15 protein-coding genes and 1 other annotated feature are annotated in these 20,382 nt (G+C 33.2%); of the genes, 14 read left to right on the forward strand and 1 reads right to left on the reverse strand.

The window, feature by feature from the left end; genetic code table 11:
* Positions 1-81: 81 nt before the first annotated feature.
* Positions 82-636 carry a GNAT family N-acetyltransferase gene (locus bsdtb5_RS05770; RefSeq protein WP_271715083.1) on the reverse strand — a complete coding sequence of 185 codons (555 nt, stop codon included), beginning with the start codon at positions 634-636 and terminating at the stop codon, positions 82-84.
* Positions 637-885: 249 nt separating this feature from the next.
* Between bsdtb5_RS05770 and bsdtb5_RS05775 the strand changes: the two genes are divergently transcribed.
* The 14 genes from bsdtb5_RS05775 (at position 886) to bsdtb5_RS05840 (ending at position 20,375) form a co-directional block, all read left to right on the forward strand.
* Positions 886-1,710 carry a GNAT family N-acetyltransferase gene (locus bsdtb5_RS05775; protein ID WP_271715084.1) on the forward strand — a complete coding sequence of 275 codons (825 nt, stop codon included), beginning with the start codon at positions 886-888 and terminating at the stop codon, positions 1,708-1,710.
* A gap of 42 nt (positions 1,711-1,752) precedes the next feature.
* Positions 1,753-1,950, forward strand: coding sequence for a GNAT family N-acetyltransferase (locus bsdtb5_RS05780; protein ID WP_271715085.1), 198 nt, complete (start codon positions 1,753-1,755; stop codon positions 1,948-1,950).
* Positions 1,951-2,056: 106 nt separating this feature from the next.
* Positions 2,057-2,282: a binding site (T-box leader), on the forward strand.
* Positions 2,283-2,438: 156 nt separating this feature from the next.
* Positions 2,439-3,458 (forward strand): phenylalanine--tRNA ligase subunit alpha, encoded by a 1,020-nt coding sequence (gene pheS, locus bsdtb5_RS05785; RefSeq protein ID WP_271715086.1) that lies wholly within the window; start codon positions 2,439-2,441, stop codon positions 3,456-3,458.
* 52 nt (positions 3,459-3,510) lie between these two features.
* Entirely contained in the window at positions 3,511-5,952 is a 2,442-nt protein-coding gene (gene pheT / locus bsdtb5_RS05790; RefSeq protein WP_271715087.1) for a phenylalanine--tRNA ligase subunit beta, read from the forward strand.
* 309 nt (positions 5,953-6,261) lie between these two features.
* Positions 6,262-8,796: an Ig-like domain-containing protein gene (locus bsdtb5_RS05795; RefSeq protein ID WP_271715088.1), complete on the forward strand. Its 2,535-nt coding sequence runs from the start codon at positions 6,262-6,264 to the stop codon at positions 8,794-8,796.
* A gap of 477 nt (positions 8,797-9,273) precedes the next feature.
* Positions 9,274-9,750, forward strand: coding sequence for a VanZ family protein (locus bsdtb5_RS05800; RefSeq protein ID WP_271715089.1), 477 nt, complete (start codon positions 9,274-9,276; stop codon positions 9,748-9,750).
* Positions 9,751-9,789: 39 nt separating this feature from the next.
* Positions 9,790-10,167: a DUF6142 family protein gene (locus tag bsdtb5_RS05805; RefSeq protein WP_271715090.1), complete on the forward strand. Its 378-nt coding sequence runs from the start codon at positions 9,790-9,792 to the stop codon at positions 10,165-10,167.
* Between the two features lie 79 nt (positions 10,168-10,246).
* Positions 10,247-12,322: an aminopeptidase gene (locus bsdtb5_RS05810; RefSeq protein WP_271715091.1), complete on the forward strand. Its 2,076-nt coding sequence runs from the start codon at positions 10,247-10,249 to the stop codon at positions 12,320-12,322.
* Positions 12,323-12,611: 289 nt separating this feature from the next.
* Positions 12,612-13,739, forward strand: coding sequence for a 5-(carboxyamino)imidazole ribonucleotide synthase (gene purK, locus bsdtb5_RS05815; RefSeq protein ID WP_271715092.1), 1,128 nt, complete (start codon positions 12,612-12,614; stop codon positions 13,737-13,739).
* A gap of 37 nt (positions 13,740-13,776) precedes the next feature.
* Complete coding sequence (purE, locus tag bsdtb5_RS05820) at positions 13,777-14,289, forward strand: 5-(carboxyamino)imidazole ribonucleotide mutase (protein ID WP_271715093.1); 513 nt, start codon at positions 13,777-13,779, stop codon at positions 14,287-14,289.
* A gap of 152 nt (positions 14,290-14,441) precedes the next feature.
* Positions 14,442-15,467 (forward strand): phosphoribosylformylglycinamidine cyclo-ligase, encoded by a 1,026-nt coding sequence (gene purM, locus bsdtb5_RS05825; RefSeq protein WP_271715094.1) that lies wholly within the window; start codon positions 14,442-14,444, stop codon positions 15,465-15,467.
* Complete coding sequence (gene purN, locus bsdtb5_RS05830; RefSeq protein ID WP_271715095.1) at positions 15,461-16,090, forward strand: phosphoribosylglycinamide formyltransferase; 630 nt, start codon at positions 15,461-15,463, stop codon at positions 16,088-16,090. The genes purM and purN overlap by 7 nt, the downstream gene beginning before the upstream one ends.
* Positions 16,091-16,105: 15 nt before the next feature.
* Positions 16,106-17,377: a phosphoribosylamine--glycine ligase gene (gene purD / locus bsdtb5_RS05835; RefSeq protein ID WP_271715096.1), complete on the forward strand. Its 1,272-nt coding sequence runs from the start codon at positions 16,106-16,108 to the stop codon at positions 17,375-17,377.
* 325 nt (positions 17,378-17,702) lie between these two features.
* The gene (locus bsdtb5_RS05840) at positions 17,703-20,375 is read left to right on the forward strand and encodes a cadherin-like beta sandwich domain-containing protein (RefSeq protein WP_271715097.1); all 2,673 of its coding nucleotides are present in this window, start codon (positions 17,703-17,705) and stop codon (positions 20,373-20,375) included.
* Positions 20,376-20,382: the final 7 nt, after the last annotated feature.

The raw sequence follows: 20,382 nt of genomic DNA on the forward strand, positions 1-20,382 counted from the left end.
AGACATTGCATGGAGTTACTACTAACTGGATTAGGTAACATGATATTCATCTTAATCCTCCTTTCTGTTTGAATGATTATTTTATAAATCTTTTTGAAGAATTGCCATAATAATGCCGTCTTCAAGCTTACCTTTTATCATATCTCTTTCTCTGACTAAGCCTTCTCTGGTAAAATTAAGCTTTTCTAATACTCGAACCGATGCATCATTACCAGGAGTTATGAAAGCTTCAATTCGGTTTAAGTTCATTACTTTTAAACCATAATGTACAATGGCTTCAAGTGCTTCGGTAGCGAAGCCACTATTCCATCTATCCGATACTAAATCATAACCTATTTCGGCTCTTCTGGCTTCTTCGTCGAAATCGCCAAGACAACAGATACCAATTAATTCATTGGTTTCTTTCAGTCGAATACCCCAAGTAATTTCTTCCTCATTATCATATTCATCCATATAACGATGAATGAATTTCATTGCTTCTTCTTTAGAATTAATCGGTCTAAACCAATCATATTTTGCTACTTCTGGATTACTAAAAATTTTAAATATTTCATTGATATCAGATTCTTTCACTTCAGTTAAAACTAATCTATTTGTATGTAGAACTTCAATCTTGTTAAAACATTCTTTTACCATAGACGCCTCCTTTTATTACATAGTCAACACTACTAAGTGTTTGTTTAAACTATAATGATTTCAACTTGGTATTAATCAAAGATGATGAAAAAATTGTAACAGTGCAAGAAAAAAATGTCAATCCAGTAGTGTAAGTTGAGTATAAAATAATTATAAAAATATAGGTAATATTTAGTTCGTATTATTTGTGATATAATAGTACACATACAATCATATGAATTAATATAGCAATAGGAAGGGGAATATATAGTGAATATCGAGACTTATGAAAAAATAAAGAAGGAAATAGAAAATTATCAATACACCTCGATGCTATATACTGACTATGAAGAGGCGGCAGATTGTGAAATAATATCGTGGAACGAAGAATTGATATTACTTTATGGATTTGATTCAGAGAAAAAAGTAATGGAATATCATTGGGCAGCCAATCAAGTGGATGTACTAGTTCAAGAATTAGAAAAGAAGAGGGAGAAAGCGATTATAACTTTTGTTCCAGTAGAATGGGTAGAAGAATTAGAAAGAATAGAGTACCATATAAATGCGGTATGGAATGATTATTTTAACCCAACATTGGAAGGAATACTAGAGCCAGAGGAACCATTTCAATTCTTATCGATAGAGGAATGTAGAGAAGCCTCTGATGTAACATTGGCTTGCAGAAGAATGAGTCGCGGATTTGAAGGCGAATCAGAAGAATGGATGAAAAAATGGATAACAGGAACAGAAGCACATCAGATTATGCAAGAGAATAAAGATGCAGCAGTTCTTATACATAAAGAGGATAATAAAATTGTTGGTATTGTATGCGTATCTACCTATGCCCATGATAGCGAAAAAGGGCCAATTCTATGGGTTCGAGAAATTGCGGTACATCCGAAGTATCAAAGACAAGGTATCGCTCATAAATTATTATTGCAAGCTCTTTACTATGGCAAGGTTCACGGAGCAAATAGAGCTTTTTTGAGTGCAGATGAATGCAATGAACATGCTATTCATTTATATAATAAAGTGGGATTTCAAGCAAGGAAAGAGGAAGCACAGCGGGATATGGTGTTTGATGCCAAGATCTAAAGCTGAGAAAGAGAGAAAGAAACATGAAGATATAACTATCCTTTGATTGATCGAATAGAAGCAAATACAAGAGAAGATAATTATGGAATGAGATGTGTGTTCCATAAAAGTGGTTTTGTAAAAGAAGCACACTACCGAAAAGCTTGGAAGGGATATGATTCGATTGGTTATGCTATCATTAGGGAAGATTGGAAGAATGGGGTGATAACTCCAGTGAATTGGAATGATTTTAAATGTTAAATAGTAAATAGCACTTGACATGAAAAGGAATTATGTTAGAATATTAGACAGATTAACAATTTGAATTGATGAATAATGGTAAGAAAAGCGAAGAAAGTGTGTTGTTTTTTATGTAAAAACAAAGAGATAATTATTGTCTTTCAGAGAGAAGAAGTCACCGGCTGTAAGCTTCTTTAAGTTCCTATAATTATTGAATTTCCCACTGGAGCTTCATCTTTGAAAGATTAAGTAGGAGATGACGTAATGTGCACGTTACGCAGGCTAAGAGCTGATTGTATTTATACGAATCAGAATTAGGGTGGTACCACGGTGAATATAGATCCGTCCCTTTATGGGGCGGTTTTTTTGTGCTTTTTTTTAGGAACATCAAGTAATTAATTCAAATCTGATAAGAAAAATTCAAACTTTGAAGTTTGAATAAGAAGAATAACAAGAACAACAGTAAGACAGAATCTTAAGTCTTACGCTACTAAGAAAGGAGAAAGTCGATGAAAGAAAAATTAAAAAGTATCATGGATGAAGCATTACAACAAATTAGTGGCTCAGAAGAACTTGAAAAGTTAAACGAGATTCGTGTTGCTTTTCTAGGTAAAAAAGGAGAACTTACTTCTGTATTAAAATCAATGAAAGAGGTAGCTCCAGAGGATAGACCAAAAGTAGGTCAATTAGTAAATGAAGCAAGAGAAGCTATCGAGTCAAAATTAGAAGAGAAAATAACAGCATTTGAAAAGAAGAAAAGAGAAGAACAAATCAAGAGTGAGACGATTGATGTTACTCTTCCAGCTAAGAAGCCAATGATGGGACATCGTCATCCTAATACAATTGCATTAGAAGAAGTAGAAAGAATCTTCATTGGTATGGGTTATGAAGTAGTGGAAGGACCAGAAGTAGAATACGATTATTACAACTTCGAAGCTTTAAATATTCCAGCAAACCATCCAGCAAAAGATGAGCAAGATACTTTCTATATCAATAGTAATATTTTATTAAGATCACAGACTTCTTCAGTTCAAGTTCATGAAATGGAAAAAGGAAAGCTTCCAATCAGAATGATTGCACCAGGAAGGGTATATCGTTCAGATGAAGTAGATGCAACGCATTCTCCTTCCTTCCATCAAATCGAAGGACTTGTTATTGATAAGAATATTACCTTTGCTGATTTAAAAGGTACATTAGAAGAATTCTGTAGAGAGTTATTCGGTAAAGATACAAAAGTAAAATTCAGACCTCATCATTTCCAATTTACAGAGCCTAGTGCAGAAGTAGATGTTACTTGCTTTAAGTGTGGTGGAGAAGGTTGTAGATTCTGTAAAGGAGAAGGTTGGATTGAGATCTTAGGTTGTGGTATGGTACATCCAAGAGTTCTTGAAATGAGTGGTATTGATCCAAATGAATATTCAGGTTTCGCTTTTGGTGTTGGATTAGAGCGTATCGCATTGTTAAAATATGAAATTGATGATATGAGATTATTATACGAAAATGATACTCGTTTCTTAAAGCAATTTTAGTAAGCAAAGAGTATAAGGAATAAGTTGACTATAAAAAAATGGAGGCGGTTAAATGAAAACACCATTATCGTGGATAAAAGAATATGTACCTGATCTAGAGGTTACAGATAAAGAATATATGGATGCCATGACATTATCAGGTTCCAAAGTAGAAGGATTTGAACGATTAGATGCCAATCTAGAGAAAATCGTAGTTGGTAAAATATTAAAAATAGAGAGACATCCAGATGCAGATAAATTAATTGTATGCCAAGTTCAAGTTGGTAGTACAGCTGAGGAAGCAGTACAAATCGTAACTGGTGCACCTAATGTAAAAGAAGGCGATGTAGTTCCTGTTGTTCTTGATGGAGGAAGAGTTGCTGGCGGTCATGATGGTGAAAAACCAGCAGGCGGTATTAAGATTAAAAAAGGAAAACTTCGTGGAATTGAAAGTCATGGGATGATGTGTTCTATCGAAGAATTAGGTTCAACGAAAGAAATGTATCCGGACGCACCTGAGAGTGGAATCTATATCTTTAGTGATAATAAAGAATACGATGGCATTGAAATTGGTTCCAGTGCAATTAAAGCACTTGGATTTGAAGATGCTGTATTCGAATATGAGATTACTTCAAATCGTGTGGATTGCTTTAGCGTACTAGGAATCGCAAGAGAAGCAGCAGCTACATTTAACAAGAAATATGTACCACCAGTTGTAACTGTGAAAGAAACTTCTGAAAAGGCAAGTGATTTCATCTCTGTTAAAGTTGATGATACCAAGCTATGCCCTCGTTACATTGCAAAAGTGATTAAGAATGTAAAGATTGGACCATCACCTGCTTGGATGCAAAAACGACTTGCTGCAATTGGCATTCGCCCTATTAATAACTTGGTAGATATCACTAATTATGTTATGGAAGAATATGCCCAACCAATGCATGCATATGATTTGGAAACAATAGCTAAGAATGAAATTGTTGTGAAAACAGCTAGAGATGGCGAAACATTTACTACATTAGATGGCATTGAAAGAAGTCTTGATTCTTCTATTCTAATGATTCATGATGGAGAAAAAGCTGTTGGTATTGCTGGTATCATGGGTGGTGAAAATTCTAAGATTAAAGATGAAGCGACTACTGTTTTATTAGAAGCTGCTTGTTTTGATGGAACGAACATTCGTATATCTAGTAAGAAGTTAGGTATGAGAACAGATGCTTCTTCAAAATTTGAAAAAGGACTTGATCCAAATAATGCAATGGAAGCAATGAACCGTGCTTGTCAATTAATTACTGAGCTTGGAGCTGGTGAAGTGGTATCTGGATATGTAGATGAATATCCAGTAGTGAAGAAAGAAAATAGAGTTCCATTTGATGCAGCTAAGATTAATTGCTTGCTTGGAACTGATATTGAAGAAGCACAAATGATTGAATACTTCAAGAGAATAGACCTAGGATACGATGAAGCTACGAAAGAAGTTGTTGTTCCAACTTGGAGACAAGATTTATATCGTTTAGCTGATTTGGCAGAAGAAGTAGCAAGATTCTATGGTTATGCTAATATTCCATCAACTTTACCAACAGGAGAAGCGACTGCAGGTAAATTATCATTTAATCTAAGAATTGAAAATGTTGCTAGAAATGTAGCCGAACAATTTGGTTTCAATGAAGCAATGACTTATTCCTTTGAAAGTCCAAAAGTATATGATAAGTTGTTAATTGCAAAGGAAGATGAGCTACGTAAGAACATTGTAATTGCAAATCCACTAGGAGAAGATTACAGTATCATGAGAACAACAACTCTTAACGGTATGCTTGGATCGTTATCAACGAACTTCAATCGTAGAAATAAGAATGTTCGTCTATACGAACTTGGTAATGTATATATTCCAAAGAGCTTACCATTAGAAGAACTTCCAGATGAAAAGACAAAGTTAACTCTTGGAATGTATGGCGAAGGTGATTTCTTTGACTTAAAGGGTATTGTTGAAGAATTACTTGAGAAAGTTGGCATGACAAAGCTTATCACTTACGATCCTAAAGCTGGAATTCCATACCTTCACCCAGGAAGACAAGCAAATATCTATTATGAAGGAACTTTGGTTGGATATCTAGGAGAAGTACATCCAGAAGTGCTTGATAACTATGATATCGGTGATAAGGCATACGTGGCAGTATTAGATATGGATACGATTGTTAGTTTCGCCACTTTTGATGTGAAGTATGAAGGTATTGCAAAATATCCAGCAGTAACACGTGATATTAGTATGGTAATGAGTAAAGAAATCATGGTTGGTGAAGTGGAAGAAATCATCCGTAAATCAAGTGGTAAATTATTAGAAAGTTATCATTTATTTGATATCTACGAAGGTACTCAGATTAAGGAAGGTCATAAGTCAGTTGCTTATTCCATTAGCTTTAGAGCAAAGGATAGAACCCTTGAAGATAAGGATGTAACAGATATTATGACTAAGATTGTGAATGGATTACAAAAGCTTGGAATTGAATTAAGACAATAATAGGTGAAAATAAGATTATTTGATGCAATAACCAAAGACTCTCGATTTCTTAAGTTTAGGAATCGAGAGTTTTTGTCTAGAATTTCAGGTGAATATAGAAGTAAGATATACTTGGTAGGGAAGTAAGATTAAGCAATTCTTAAGAAATAAGTAAATGTATTTTATTTGACAAAAAGTACTCCAGTGATTAAACTTAAAATAGATGAAAAATATGCATATATATAGTGAATTTGGTGCATATCACAACATACGCTAAGGGTTCCTATAATAGGAAATAGGTCATCAAAATTGAAAGGTATGGAGATAAATATGAAGAAAAATAATTTGAGAAAGATGGCATTCGTATTAACAGTTGCGTTAGCAACGCCTACAGTTGCATCAACCAATACATCAGTTGTATTTGCAGCAACATCCACTACAACGAAGGCGACAACTAATGTAACAAAGACAAAAACTAATACAACACAACAGCCAACACTGAACGTTACTAGTCAGATTATAAAAGGCGTGAATAAAACATATACACTTAAAGTTAATAATATGGTTAAAGGTTCTGTATGTAAATGGATATCATCGGATATTGATGTTGCGACCATCAATAGTGCTGGCAAGATTACTTCATTAGCCGCAGGTACTACTGTTGTAACAGCACAGATTACAACACCAAATAAAAAAATAATAAAATTATATTGTAAAATTACGGTTCGAGTAATACCTATGACATCCATTATAATTAAGAATGCACCAACTGATAACATTTTAAAAGTTGGTGAAACATTTGATTATAATTTATCATTTACTCCTAGTAATTCAACAGACGGAGCTAAATGGAAGATCAAGAATACCAATATTGCCACTGTTGATAAATATGGTGTTGTAACAGCTCGTGCAAAAGGTAATACAATTTTGACAGTAACTTCGACTAGTGGACAAACAGATTCTGTCCCAATTATTGTAGAACAAAAAGCTGCAGGAATTGATAGTGTAGTATTAAATCATGCGAGTGAGATTGTATTACACTTTACCGATGAAATGGATGCTTCTACATTAATAGATAGTGATAATACCTTAAAAAATGTTATGTTTAAAAGAAGAACGGATAAAAATTCTGTAATGGCAAATGATTATGGGACATTAACAGCTACTTTATCTACAGATAAAAAATCTCTAACCATACAATCTTCTTCTATATTCAAAGGTTCTTATGAATTAATCATATCAAAAGGAGTGAAGACATTAGCAGGTAAAGATATTACTTTTGATGATATATATACAATTACTGACACAATTAAGCCTAGATTAACGAATGTATCCTTAGATGGAACAGGAGTTATTGCTACCATTGAGTTCAGCGAACCAGTTAATACAACTAATTTTGTTCCTTCTAATGCGAGAAGGTTAGATGGGGGGAATCTAAACGCAGCGTCATTAAATGTTCTTACAAATAAGAATAATTATGTATTATCTAAAGATAAGAAATCAATGACGATAGACTTAAGCAACCTATCTACAGAAGATCAAGGCAAACAATTTTCAGTTATATTAGTAGGGATTACAGATATAACTGGTAATCCAGCTGACAATTTGAATTTTTCTATGCAGACAGATGTTTCTACAAGAGCTCAGGCTAAAGTGGTATCTGCAATAAGAACAGGATATAATACAATTACCGTTTGTTTTGACTCCCCAATTAAGAATCCAGGTACCTTACAACTTGGAAGTAGTACCAATAAATTAGTTGGTGTAAAAGATCCGAATGACAATAAAAAGGTAACATACACACTAACTACAAATGAAACTAACCTGACAGGAAACCAGTACATAGTGTTATCTGACTTTAGCGGCTATAATACCGTTTCACCAGGAGTTCAAACAGCAACGGTTAACTTCACTGTTACAGCAGAAGCACCTATTGTAACAAGTAGTAAATTAGTTACCACTTCAAATAATGGTATTGAGCTAAATTCATTAGTGCTTACCTATAATAAAAACGTTACTTTGTCAAATACAGCGGGTACGTTAAGTGCTACGTTAAGAACAGATAATGATGACATTACTAGTCCAACAATTGTATATACAAATGCAGTGGTAAATGGTAATCAAGTAACATTAACATTGGACAATTCATATGTAGGTTCTGCAGGAACTTATAACATTACATTACCAGATGGTTTTGTAAAAGATGATTTCTTTACCTACAGTAAGAGTATATTAGTTAGTATCGTAAAAGGTATTGGTGGGACTAGCCAAATGCCAGCACCAACCATTGCACAGTCAACAACAAATCCAAATGAAATTAATGTTACCTTCCAAAGAAAAGTAGATGTAGTATCTGCTGAGAACACTGCGAATTACAGTATTCCCGGAGCAACCGTGACGAAAGCAGTGGTCACTTATAATACTTCGAATGGTGCAACTGTTAAGTTGACAATTGCGAATGGTACTATTGTTGCAAATACTGTATATGTTGTTACAATATCAGGGATTAAAGGAGCAAATGGTAGTTATTCAGCAATGAACCCATCTGTACAAAGTGTACCTTTAGTAGAAAATGTTGCACCATATGTAGTTTCTTCAAAGATTAATAGTGATTTAAAGACAATTATATTAACATTTAGCGAGAATATTAAAGGAACAGCAAGTTTCTCAGTTTATCAAAATGGGGTATTAATGCCGTTAAGCACCGTATCTCAAGTAACTGTTTCAAGTAACAAGGTTACAATCACACTTAATTCAACATTACCAAGCGTAACAAATGTTACGGTAGTGCCAGGTGCTAATAATTCAATTACTGATTATAATAACAATATGGCTGCTATAGGAACATTATCAGCAACGTATTAAGAAGGATAATGAAGATAGCTAACGATAAGAGATAACTAGGTAATAAGATAAAGTTATATTATGAAGATAAGAGTGAAAGAAAAACGCTTTCACTCTCAACGTTTGTGATTTCACTCTTGCAAGCAAGTGAAATCACTACACTAAATTATGTCATTCGAAAAAAGGGAATTTCAAAATTCTTTGAAATTCCTCTTTTTTCGGTAATAGAAATGGTAAAATGTGTTTTATGAATTCGTAATCGATTATAAAAAACAAATTGAGAAGCTTGAGTTAGAATATTATTTATAGTATCGAGAATCTTAATGAGATTTTGGATAGTATCAATAATGGATACAGCAATATACACAGCAATATACACTTAGTTAACTTAAATAAGGTTAATGACCCTTGAATCATAAAAGAAAAAATAATGAATTGTATATTTTAAAATTGGAAGAAATCGATTATAATAACCGTATAAATGTAGGAGTTGATGAATTGAAATATAAAACAAAGAAGTTGATTGTAAGAATCAGTTGGATTCTTTTTATAATATATATAGCAGGATTATGCTATTTTTTATTCTTTAGTGAAAGCTACGGTAGGACAGGCACTGCTCATGAGTACCGATATAATTTGGTTTTATTTAAAGAAATACGACGTTTTATTGAGTATCGAAATGAGCTTGGATTTACTAGCTTTATAGTGAATATTTTTGGAAATGTGTTTGCATTTTCACCGTTTGGTTTTGTACTTCCTATTATTAGTCCAAAGAATAGGAAGTTTCTTAATGTAACGTTATTAGGTTTGGAATTTACAATAATGATAGAAGTAACACAACTTGTTTTTAAAGTTGGAATCTTTGATGTAGATGATATTTTCTTAAATACTGTTGGCTGTATTGTTGGGTATGTTGCCTTTGCAATATGCAATCATTTAGCAGGAAGAAAAAAGATCCAAAGAAGATTAAGATAGAAAGGTAAGAAGTATAACACCTCTCTTAATAGAAGTGTTATGATACGGGTATATGATATGGTGGAAAGAAGATATAAACCAACGAAAAAGAGAAAAGAGCCAAAGAAGAAAGGTAGTTATAAGTTTTCCGATAAGACTCATCCAAAACTAGGTATTATTTCTGTTATACTCGGGGCAATTTCCTTGATTCTTATGTGTTATCTTTCATATTTATCGAGTAGCTCTCATGGCAAGGGAAATATATATATTGGATTATTTGGAATAGTAGCTTTTATTATTTCGATATTTGGACTAGTTTGTTCAGTGAAGAGTGTAAAAGAAAAAGAGATATTTTACACATTCCCAATTATTGGTATGGTAGTGAATGGATTGTTGGTAATCGGATGCGCTATTTTATATTTCATTGGATTGGTCTAAATAGTCTTTAAGTGTGTGAAATAAAGAGTTTCACCTAATTGATTTATATGTTACTAAACACGTTAGATGGGAGATTAATATGAAAGAACAAAATATGGATATATCAAAGCAAAATGTAGAAATGAAAGAGCGATATGATTTAGCAATAGAGAGAGTAGAGCTAATCCTTGGCGAAGATTCTGTAAAAGAACCATATCGTGATTATTTTACGAAAGTTGCTTCTTTTATAATGCAGATAAGAGATTTAGTGAGTTTAATACAGAAGAATGAGTTAAAAGATTATAACCTTGAAGATTTAAAGAAATTAAACTATGAACTATATCAAGATATTGAAGGAAGTCATTATGAAAGTAGCTATGCGAATCCAGCCTATGCTAAAGAAAAACTAGGTGAGAATTATGGTGAAGTACTAACCTTTCTATATACTGAGATACGTGGAATGATTGCGTATGCTTACGAAAAAAGATTATTTGATATTGTAATTCACCTTGAATTATTTATCGAAGTGTATAATTACTTTGAAAATGAAGGAGAGTACACATACAAAGATGTAAAATCAGCAATTTATTATTTTGTAAGTGATTATAGTGATATGACTGTGGAATATCGTACAAGAGAATTACTCGATCCTAGTTTATCATTTGCTACAGACATTATAATGAATTCTGATTTAACAGATGTAAGATATTTATACCAATTTGGTGAATATATTACAGAAAATGAAATTAAGATTGCTACCTTCTTAAATAGCCTTTCCGAGGATGAAATTGATTCTATGGCATCAACATTTACAGAAGGATATCGTATGGGATTTGAAAATGCAAAAATTGATCTATCGAAGAAGACAACAGTGAACATTCGTTACTGCATTGGGTTTGAACGTATTGTACGTAAAGAAATAGAGAACTTTAAAAGGATGAATCTGAATACTACGATATACCGAGCAGCAGTAAATAGTATTAATAAGAGACAACATCTTAAGATTGGCTATTTTAGTACAAGTCCAAATAAACAATATGATTATGATCACCGATTTGACAATGGATTATATCTTGATAAAGCATTTAACGAGAGAAAATTATCAAGTCTTCGTGTAGCTTATGAAAAAAATAAAGAATTAGCAAAAGGATTTGCTGGCCCTGCTGTAATGGAGATATTCGGGGAACAGACTTTTGCACCATTAAGTAAACCTGAATGCATTCATCTAGACGAGAAACAGCAAAAATTATCCGTTGCTTATAGCAATGATGCAGCAATGATTAGTAGCGAATATATCAATAATGAAGAAACAAGCTTTACGATCATTGCTTACCCAATTCCAGAGATTGGTGATCAATTTGCAGAAATTTTTGCAGAAGTAGTTAAGGTGAATACATTAGATAATGATAAGTATAAGAAGATTCAGCAATCCATTATTGATGCTCTTGACGAAGGTGATTATGTTTCAATTACAGGTGCAAATGGAAATCATACGAATATTAATGTGAAGCTATATGAACTTCAAGATAAAGAAAAAGAAACAATTTTTGAAAATTGCACTGCAGATGTTAACATCCCAGTAGGAGAGGTATTTACTTCTCCAGTATTAAAAGGTACGAGCGGTACTCTTCATGTTAAGAAAGTATATTTGAGAGATTTAAAATATATCGACTTAGATCTGCAATTCGAAGATGGAATGATCAAGGACTATACTTGTAAAAATTACGAGGATGATGTAGAGAATAAAAAATATGTAAAAGAAAATCTACTTCATAATCATGATACGTTACCAATTGGTGAATTTGCGATAGGTACCAATACAACTGCTTATGTTATGGCTGAAAAATATCATATTTCAGATAAACTACCAATTCTAATCGCTGAGAAAACCGGACCACACTTTGCAGTAGGAGATACTTGTTATTCAAGATCGGAAGAAGTGAAGCTTTATAATCCAGATGGTAAAGAAATAGTTGCCAAAGAAAATGAATGCTCAAGATTAAGAACAGAAGATAAGTCAAAAGCATATTTTAATTGTCATACAGATATCACAATACCTTATCACGAGTTAGGCGACATAATTGTTCATAAAAAGAATGAAGAAACAATAACAATTGTTAAAGATGGAAGATTTGTTCTAGCTGGAACAGAAGAACTAAACGAAGCGTTTAAGTAAATTAATATTATAAATAAATCCTAGATGGGGTAGAGTAGAATTATAATCAATAGTTTTACTCTACCCTTAAAATTATGTGTCAGACGGGCGCTTGTTCTTTAATAAATAACATTATGAAATCTAATAGATAGGAATTGACTTAAATCTTGACGTGGAGTAATTCACACGAGTAAAATTATGATAGATATTTGTAATGAGTTATAACTGTTTGGGTAATGATAACAGTTAATAGAATGGTTAAGTACATACTTGAGAAAATTATATTAAATCATAAAAAGGAGTAACAAACATGCATAAAATAGGTATCATAGGCGGTGGACAACTTGGCAAGATGATGATTTTAGATGCAAAGAGATTAGATTATTACTTTGTAATCTTGGATCCAAGTAAGAACTGCCCAGCGCATAGCATTGCAGACGAACATATAATTGCAGGATTCGATGATATAGAGGGAATATTAGAGTTGGCCTCCAAAGTGGATGTTGTTACTTATGAATTTGAACATATTAATGTCGAAGCACTAAGGATATTAGAGAAGAAGGGACATAAAGTATATCCATCCAGTGATACATTGTATCATATTCAAAATAAATATGATCAAAAGCTTTGGTTGAAACAACATAATATTTTAGTTCCTGATTTTATAAAGATTGATAGCTTAGAAGATATAAAAAAAGCAGGTGAGACCTTCAGTTATCCATTAATATTAAAAACATGTACTGGTGGGTATGATGGTAAAGGAAATGCAGTAATTAAAGATGAAGCAGATATCATGAGAGCATACGAAACTTTAGGTGCAGGCAAATTACCACTTATGGTGGAAGAATTCGTTCCTTTTGAGAAAGAGGTATCTATATTAGTATGTAGAAGTGCGAATGGTGAAGTGAAGGTATTTCCAGTAGCAGAAAATGTTCATCGCAATAGTATCCTTGATGAGACAACAGTTCCAGCTGTAATAAGTGAGGATACGAATAAGGAGGCAATGCAGGTGGCAAAGAATGCAATTGCTGCATTTGATTGTTATGGTATGTTATGTATTGAATTATTTGTAACGAAAGAAGGCCATATCCTTGTAAATGAATTAGCGCCAAGACCACATAATTCAGGACATTATACGATTGAAGGATGTTATACTTCTCAGTACGAAAATCATATTAGAGCGATATTGGGACAGCCTTTAGGAGACTGTTCTTTAATCCGTCCAGTTGCAATGAAGAATATCATTGGTAATGTGGATAAAGATGCAAATGTCAAAGGATTAGAACAAGCTTATGAAAATCCTTATGTTAAAATCCATTTATATGGAAAAGATAAAGTATCCGTAGGAAGAAAAATGGGGCATATAACAGCTACAGCACCTACATTAGAAGAAGCATTAAAAGCAGTTAGGGAAGCACATGATAAAATAAGTTTTTAGATAAATATTATTACAAAAAAGAAAGTGGGATAGAAAAATGGCTAAAGTAGGAATAATAATGGGTAGTGATTCTGACTTATCAGTTATGAGTAAAGCTGCAGAAATTCTGGATCTATTAAAAGTAGAGTACGAATTAACCATCGTGTCAGCACACAGAACGCCAGACCGTTTATTTGAGTATGCTAAAAATGCAGAAGGCAGAGGAATTAATGTAATTATTGCAGGTGCTGGCGGAGCTGCTCATCTTCCAGGAATGGTTGCTGCAATTACAGTTCTTCCAGTTGTGGGTGTTCCTGTAATGACAAAAGCATTAGGTGGTGTAGATTCTCTTTATTCCATCTGCCAGATGCCTCCTGGAATTCCAGTAGCAACAGTAGCTATTAATGGAGCTTTAAATGCAGGATTATTAGCTGCAAAGATGATAGCTGTTGGTGATGAAGCACTTAGAGAACGTTTGAAAGATTACGCAAAAGGTCTTGAAGATATGGTAATTAAAAAGGCTGAAAAACTGGAAAGTCAAAAATATAGTAAGTACCTTGAAGAAATGTAAAAGATAAATTTTACTTATATATGATGACTATATATAAATTACACTTATATATTCGATTAGAAATAAATGATATCGAAACTAAGACAAATACTACTATCTATGATAGAATATTGTGTAGAAAGATATTAATTGCAAAACAGGAGGAATAGATAATGGATTACAAAAACGCTGGAGTAGATATTGAAGCTGGTTATAAAGCTGTTGAGTTAATGAAAACTCACATTAGTAAAACAATGAGAAATGAAGTTTTAACAAACATTGGTGGATTTTCAGGTGCGTTTTCATTAGAAAGTTTTAAGACAATGGAAAAACCAACCTTAGTATCAGGAACAGATGGTGTTGGAACCAAGTTAAAATTAGCGTTTATCATGGATAAACATGATACAATTGGTATTGATTGTGTAGCTATGTGCGTCAATGATATTGCTTGTGCAGGTGGTGAACCATTATTTTTCCTAGATTATATTGCATGCGGTAAGAATGAACCTGAACGAATTGCTACCATAGTAAGTGGTGTTGCAGAAGGATGTAGACAAGCAGGAGCTGCATTAATCGGTGGTGAAACAGCAGAAATGCCAGGATTCTATCCAGAAGATGAATATGATTTAGCTGGTTTTGCAGTTGGTATTGTAGATCAAAAAGATCTTGTTACAGGGAAGACATTAAAAGCAGGAGATTCCATTATTGGTATTGCTTCTTCTGGAATTCATAGCAATGGATATTCACTTGTAAGAAAAGTATTCAACATGAAAAGAGATGCATTAGATATGTATTATGAGTCACTTGGAACAACACTAGGTGAGGCTTTATTAACTCCTACGAAGATCTATGTAAATGCTCTTAAAGCTTTAAAATCAAATAATGTCATTGTGAAAGCTTGTAGTCACATTACTGGTGGTGGTTTTTATGAAAACATCCCTAGAATGTTACCAGATGACAAACATGCAATGATTAAAAAAGATAGTTATCACATTCCAGCAATCTTTTCTATGTTATCAAAGGACGGAGACATCAAAGAAGAAATGATGTATAACACCTATAACATGGGTATTGGTATGATGGTAGTAGTTGATAGCACAGAAGCTGATAAAGCTATCCGTTTATTAAAAGCTGCTGGTGAGGAAGCTTATCTAATTGGTGAGGTTAAAGACGGTGAAAAAGGAGTTACATTATGCTAAAAATTGCTGTACTAGTGTCTGGCGGTGGAACGAATCTACAAGCAATTATTGATCATATAAAAAGCAATAAAATTACGAATACAGAAATAACAGTAGTAATTAGTAATAAAAAAGATGCTTATGCATTAACAAGAGCTAGGGAAGCAAATATAGCCGCAGAATGCATATCTCCCAAAGATTTTAAAGTTAGAGAAGAATTTAATGAAGCTCTACTTAAAACAATAGATTCTTATGAAGTTGACTTAATTGTATTGGCGGGATACTTGGTAATTCTTCCAGAGATTATGATTAAAAAGTATCAGAACAGAATTATTAATATCCACCCTTCTTTAATTCCATCTTTTTGCGGTTCAGGTTTCTATGGCCTTAGAGTGCATCAAGAAGTGTTGAATCGAGGAGTAAAAGTAACTGGGGCAACCGTTCATTTCGTGGATGAAGGAACAGATACGGGACCAATTATTTTGCAAAAAGCAGTAGAGGTTGGGGAAGAAGATACTCCTGAGATTCTACAGAGAAAAGTAATGGAAGAGGCAGAGTGGGATATACTACCGCTTGCGATAGAGTTAATTGCGAATGATAAGATAGCAATTCGTGAGAATAGAGTGATAATTCAAAGAGATTAATAAAGGAGGCATAGTATGAAGGTACTAATCGTTGGAAGCGGCGGTAGAGAGCATGCTCTTGCTTATAAGATTGCACAAAGCAGTAGAGTAGATAAAATATACTGTGCACCAGGCAATGCTGGTATTTCTGAGTATGCAGAGTGTGTAGATATTAAAGCAACAGATCTTTTAGGACTTGCTGATTTTGCAGCTAATAAAGAGGTGGATTTAACTGTTGTAGGAATGGACGATCCGCTGGTTGCTGGTATTGTAGATATATTTGAAGAACGAGGACTTAGAATCTTTGGACCTAGAAAAAATGCTGCTATTATCGAAGGATCGAAAGCCTTCTCTAAAGATTTAATGAGGAAATATGATATACCAACTGCATTCTATGAGAACTTTGAGGATGCTGATAAGGCAATCAAATATCTTGAACAGTGTAAATTCCCGATTGTATTAAAAGCAGACGGTTTAGCACTTGGTAAAGGTGTACTTATATGTAATACTCTTGAAGAAGCTAAGATAGGTGTAAAGTCTATTATGCTTGATAAACAATTCGGTAGTGCAGGAAATCGTCTCGTAATTGAAGAATTTATGACAGGAAGAGAAGTGTCTGTACTTGCTTTCTGTGATGGTACAACAGTTTTACCTATGACAAGTGCCCAAGACCATAAACGTGCTAAAGATAATGACCAAGGTTTGAATACTGGAGGAATGGGAACCTTTTCACCAAGTCCATTCTATACAGAAGAAGTAAAAAGCTTCTGTGAAGAAAATATCTATAAACCAACCATGGATGCAATGAAATCGGAAGGCAGAGATTTTGTGGGAATTCTATTTGTCGGATTAATGCTAACAGAGGAAGGACCTAAAGTATTAGAATACAATGCGCGTTTTGGTGATCCAGAGACTCAAGTTGTATTACCTCGTATGAAAAATGATATTGTTGAAGTATTTGAAGCATGTATTGACGGAACATTAGATCAGATTCAATTAGAATTTGAAGATAATGCAGCAGTTTGTGTAGTCTTAGCTTCTAATGGATATCCAGAACATTATGATAAAGGATATCATATTCATGGATTAGAACGTTTTAAAGGTAGTGAAGATTACTTTGCATTCCACGCTGGGACAAAGTATGAAGGAGACACTATAGTTACGAATGGTGGTAGGGTTCTTGGTATTACAGCAAAAGGAAAAAATCTAAAAGAAGCCAGAAATAATGCTTATAAAGCATGTGAATGGGTTCAATTTGAGAATAAATATTCAAGAACGGATATTGGTAAAGCAATAGACGAAGCATAATGAATAATAAAGATTAGATTTTTATTAATAATCTTAGATACCTAATAAAGTGAAAATTAATAAAAAACATGTAAGTACTATGTTTGTTAAGTAGTATTTACATGTTTTTTTTATATTTTAATGCCATATTCTTGCCATATATGACTGATAGGATAGAATTAATAATATTTAATAGAAATATTGAAGTAAAGACTAAAATTTCGTATAATTTTAATGAGAAAATTGTAATAATGCTGGAAATTATGTTAGATTATTCAGTGAGTTTGTGGATAAGTCGATAAATGTTATATAGTGATCTAGGAGTATGAATGGAGGGAATTATTCTATGCAAAAGAGATGGAAGATATTATTATCTATCTGTTTTCTACTTACTTTCTCAGGAGGTGTATTCATTTATAATAAAATCGATACATATGCTGTTGAGAAAGGAATTGTAACAGCAACTACTTTAAATGTAAGAAAAGGGGCTGGAACTAACTATTCTATCGTAATGAGTAGTGGAAAAAAGGTTACCTTAACAAAGAATACAGCGGTAAGTATAGAGAAGAAGTCAAATGGATGGTACTATATTTCAGTAAAATTTAATGGAGCTACAGTAAAAGGTTATGTATTGGATGATTATGTGAAAATCAATGCAGGAACAACGACGGCTGCAAAAATAACTTCATCAAACTCACTAAAGCTTGCAGCGAAAATAACAGCAACAAAACTAAATGTTCGAACAACACCAAGTACAACAGGTGAGCAACTTACAATTAATAAAGTAAAAGTAAGTTTAGTGAAAAATTCAAGCGTAACAATTTTAAATGAAAAGATGGTTGGTTCTAAAAAATGGTATTATATCTCATTTCAAGTAGGTAAAAGTACATATAAAGGATATATACTTAGTGATTTCGTAAAACTTGAATTGAAAAGTAACATAAACGCCAAGGTAAATAGTAAATCAAAGATTAGTATAAGAACGGGTGCAGGAAGCAATAAAGCCTATTTGAAAGATTCAAATAATAAAACAGTAACATTGAGTTCTGGTACAGCTTTGAAGATAAGTAAAGAGGTTACGATTGGAAGTGACAAATGGTTCTATGTATCCTTTACCTATAATAAGAATAATAAGAAGGGTTATATATTAGCAAAGGATGTTTTATTCAGTGCAACAACAAGCACGTCTACGAAAAACACATCAAATAATTCATCCAATACTACAACACCAAATAAAACAAATAGCGACACAGATAATAGCAAAGATACTAATACAAATAATAACAGTTCGAACTCTTCAACAGGCACGGATCAAGGAACAAATAATAATCAGGGTTCTAATGCAGGAAGTAATAATAATGTAGGTAACACGAATTCTAAAATAGTAATAGATAAGAATCAATCATCTAAAGATGGTAAAGTAATTGGAACCAATGCTCTTAATGTTCGAATTGGAGCAGGTACAAGTAATGACAAGTTAATTTATAATAACAAGACAATATCATTAGCATTGGGAACACCAGTGAATATTTATGATGAAAAGCAAGTTAGTTCTACAACTTGGTATCTAGTATCATTTGAATATAGTGACGTAGAGTTAGCTGGGTATGTATCTGGATCATATATTCAGGTTTTAGATAGTACAGACAATACAGATACTAGTACCCCAACTACGCCATCACCCACAACTACACCAACAACTCCTACTACGCCAGATACCAACAATACAGCAATGACGACTGAAGAATTTGAAGCTAGTTTAACCAACGAAGGTTTTCCAGACAGCTACAAAGTACTTCTTCGCTCACTTCATAATCAATATCCAAATTGGAAGTTCAAAGCATATAAGACTGGAGTTGATTGGAATACAGCTGTAACAAATGAAAGCAAGGTTGGTTTAAACTTAATTACAAATTCGAAGAATATAGCTTGGAAGTCACTAGCTACGGGTGCATATAGTTGGGAGAAAGATCGATTCATCCCTTATGATGGTGCTACTTGGGTAACAGCATCAAAAGATGCAATTGCTTATTACATGGATCCAAGAAACTTTTTAACAGCAAATAAGATATTCCAATTCGAATCACTTTCTTACCAAAGCGGATATCAAAATCAATCAGGGGTAGAGAGAATATTAATGAATACTCCATTATATAATACTAGTTTTACTTACGATGATTCGAATGGTAATGAAGTAACCAAAACATATTCCGAGACATTTATGAGTGCAGCAGATTACTCGAACGTAAGTCCATATCATTTGGCGACAAGAGTGAAACAAGAAGTAATGACATCTAGCACAGCACTAAGTTCATCTGCAAGTGGTAATTATAGTGGATTTGAAGGATATTATAATTTTTATAATATTGGAGCATATCATAGTACAGTTGCTGGTGGAGCAATTAAGAATGCCTTAACATATGCTATGAATGGTTCAACGAGTCAGACAACGAATGCATTATACCTCATACCTTGGGATAACCAATACAGTGCAATTGTTGGTGGAGCTAAATTTATTGGAGCTTCTTATATAGATCGCGGACAAAGTACGATTTATTTACAGAAATTTAATGTAACACCTAAGTCAATGTATTCACATCAATATATGGCAAATGTAGAAGCTGCAAGTTCAGAAGCTACTAAGACCTATTCAGGCTATAGTAGTATGTTGGAACTTCCGATTGTATTTACAATACCTGTGTACAATAATATGCCAAATTCAGTATGTGCAGCTCCTAAGGATGTTAAGAATCCAAATAATTGGCTATCTAATCTAAGTATTGAAGGATATAGTTTAACGCCTACATTTGACTTGTCGAAAGACCAAGTATATAATCTGATTGTAGATAATGATATATCAGAGGTTACAGTGGATGCACAAGCTGTGAGTAGCAAAGCAACCGTTAGCGGAACAGGAGTTCAATCATTAGAAATTGGTAACAATGTAGTTACAGTTAATGTAACAGCAGAAAATGGAAAAGTTAGAAAATATGAAATTAATATAGTACGTTCGGAATAGAGGACGA

Origin of the sequence: Anaeromicropila herbilytica (genome assembly GCF_016591975.1) — a bacterium.
Classification (GTDB): domain Bacteria; phylum Bacillota; class Clostridia; order Lachnospirales; family Lachnospiraceae; genus Anaeromicropila; species Anaeromicropila herbilytica.

Coding starts and splice junctions, on each gene's coding strand:
- bsdtb5_RS05770 (WP_271715083.1), bottom strand. CDS start 636: ATGGTAAAAGAATGTTTTAACAAGATTGAAGTTCTACATACAAATAGA.
- pheS (WP_271715086.1), top strand. CDS start 2,439: ATGAAAGAAAAATTAAAAAGTATCATGGATGAAGCATTACAACAAATT.
- pheT (WP_271715087.1), top strand. CDS start 3,511: ATGAAAACACCATTATCGTGGATAAAAGAATATGTACCTGATCTAGAG.
- bsdtb5_RS05795 (WP_271715088.1), top strand. CDS start 6,262: ATGAAGAAAAATAATTTGAGAAAGATGGCATTCGTATTAACAGTTGCG.
- bsdtb5_RS05805 (WP_271715090.1), top strand. CDS start 9,790: ATGATACGGGTATATGATATGGTGGAAAGAAGATATAAACCAACGAAA.
- bsdtb5_RS05810 (WP_271715091.1), top strand. CDS start 10,247: ATGAAAGAACAAAATATGGATATATCAAAGCAAAATGTAGAAATGAAA.
- purK (WP_271715092.1), top strand. CDS start 12,612: ATGCATAAAATAGGTATCATAGGCGGTGGACAACTTGGCAAGATGATG.
- purE (WP_271715093.1), top strand. CDS start 13,777: ATGGCTAAAGTAGGAATAATAATGGGTAGTGATTCTGACTTATCAGTT.
- purM (WP_271715094.1), top strand. CDS start 14,442: ATGGATTACAAAAACGCTGGAGTAGATATTGAAGCTGGTTATAAAGCT.
- purN (WP_271715095.1), top strand. CDS start 15,461: ATGCTAAAAATTGCTGTACTAGTGTCTGGCGGTGGAACGAATCTACAA.
- purD (WP_271715096.1), top strand. CDS start 16,106: ATGAAGGTACTAATCGTTGGAAGCGGCGGTAGAGAGCATGCTCTTGCT.
- bsdtb5_RS05840 (WP_271715097.1), top strand. CDS start 17,703: ATGCAAAAGAGATGGAAGATATTATTATCTATCTGTTTTCTACTTACT.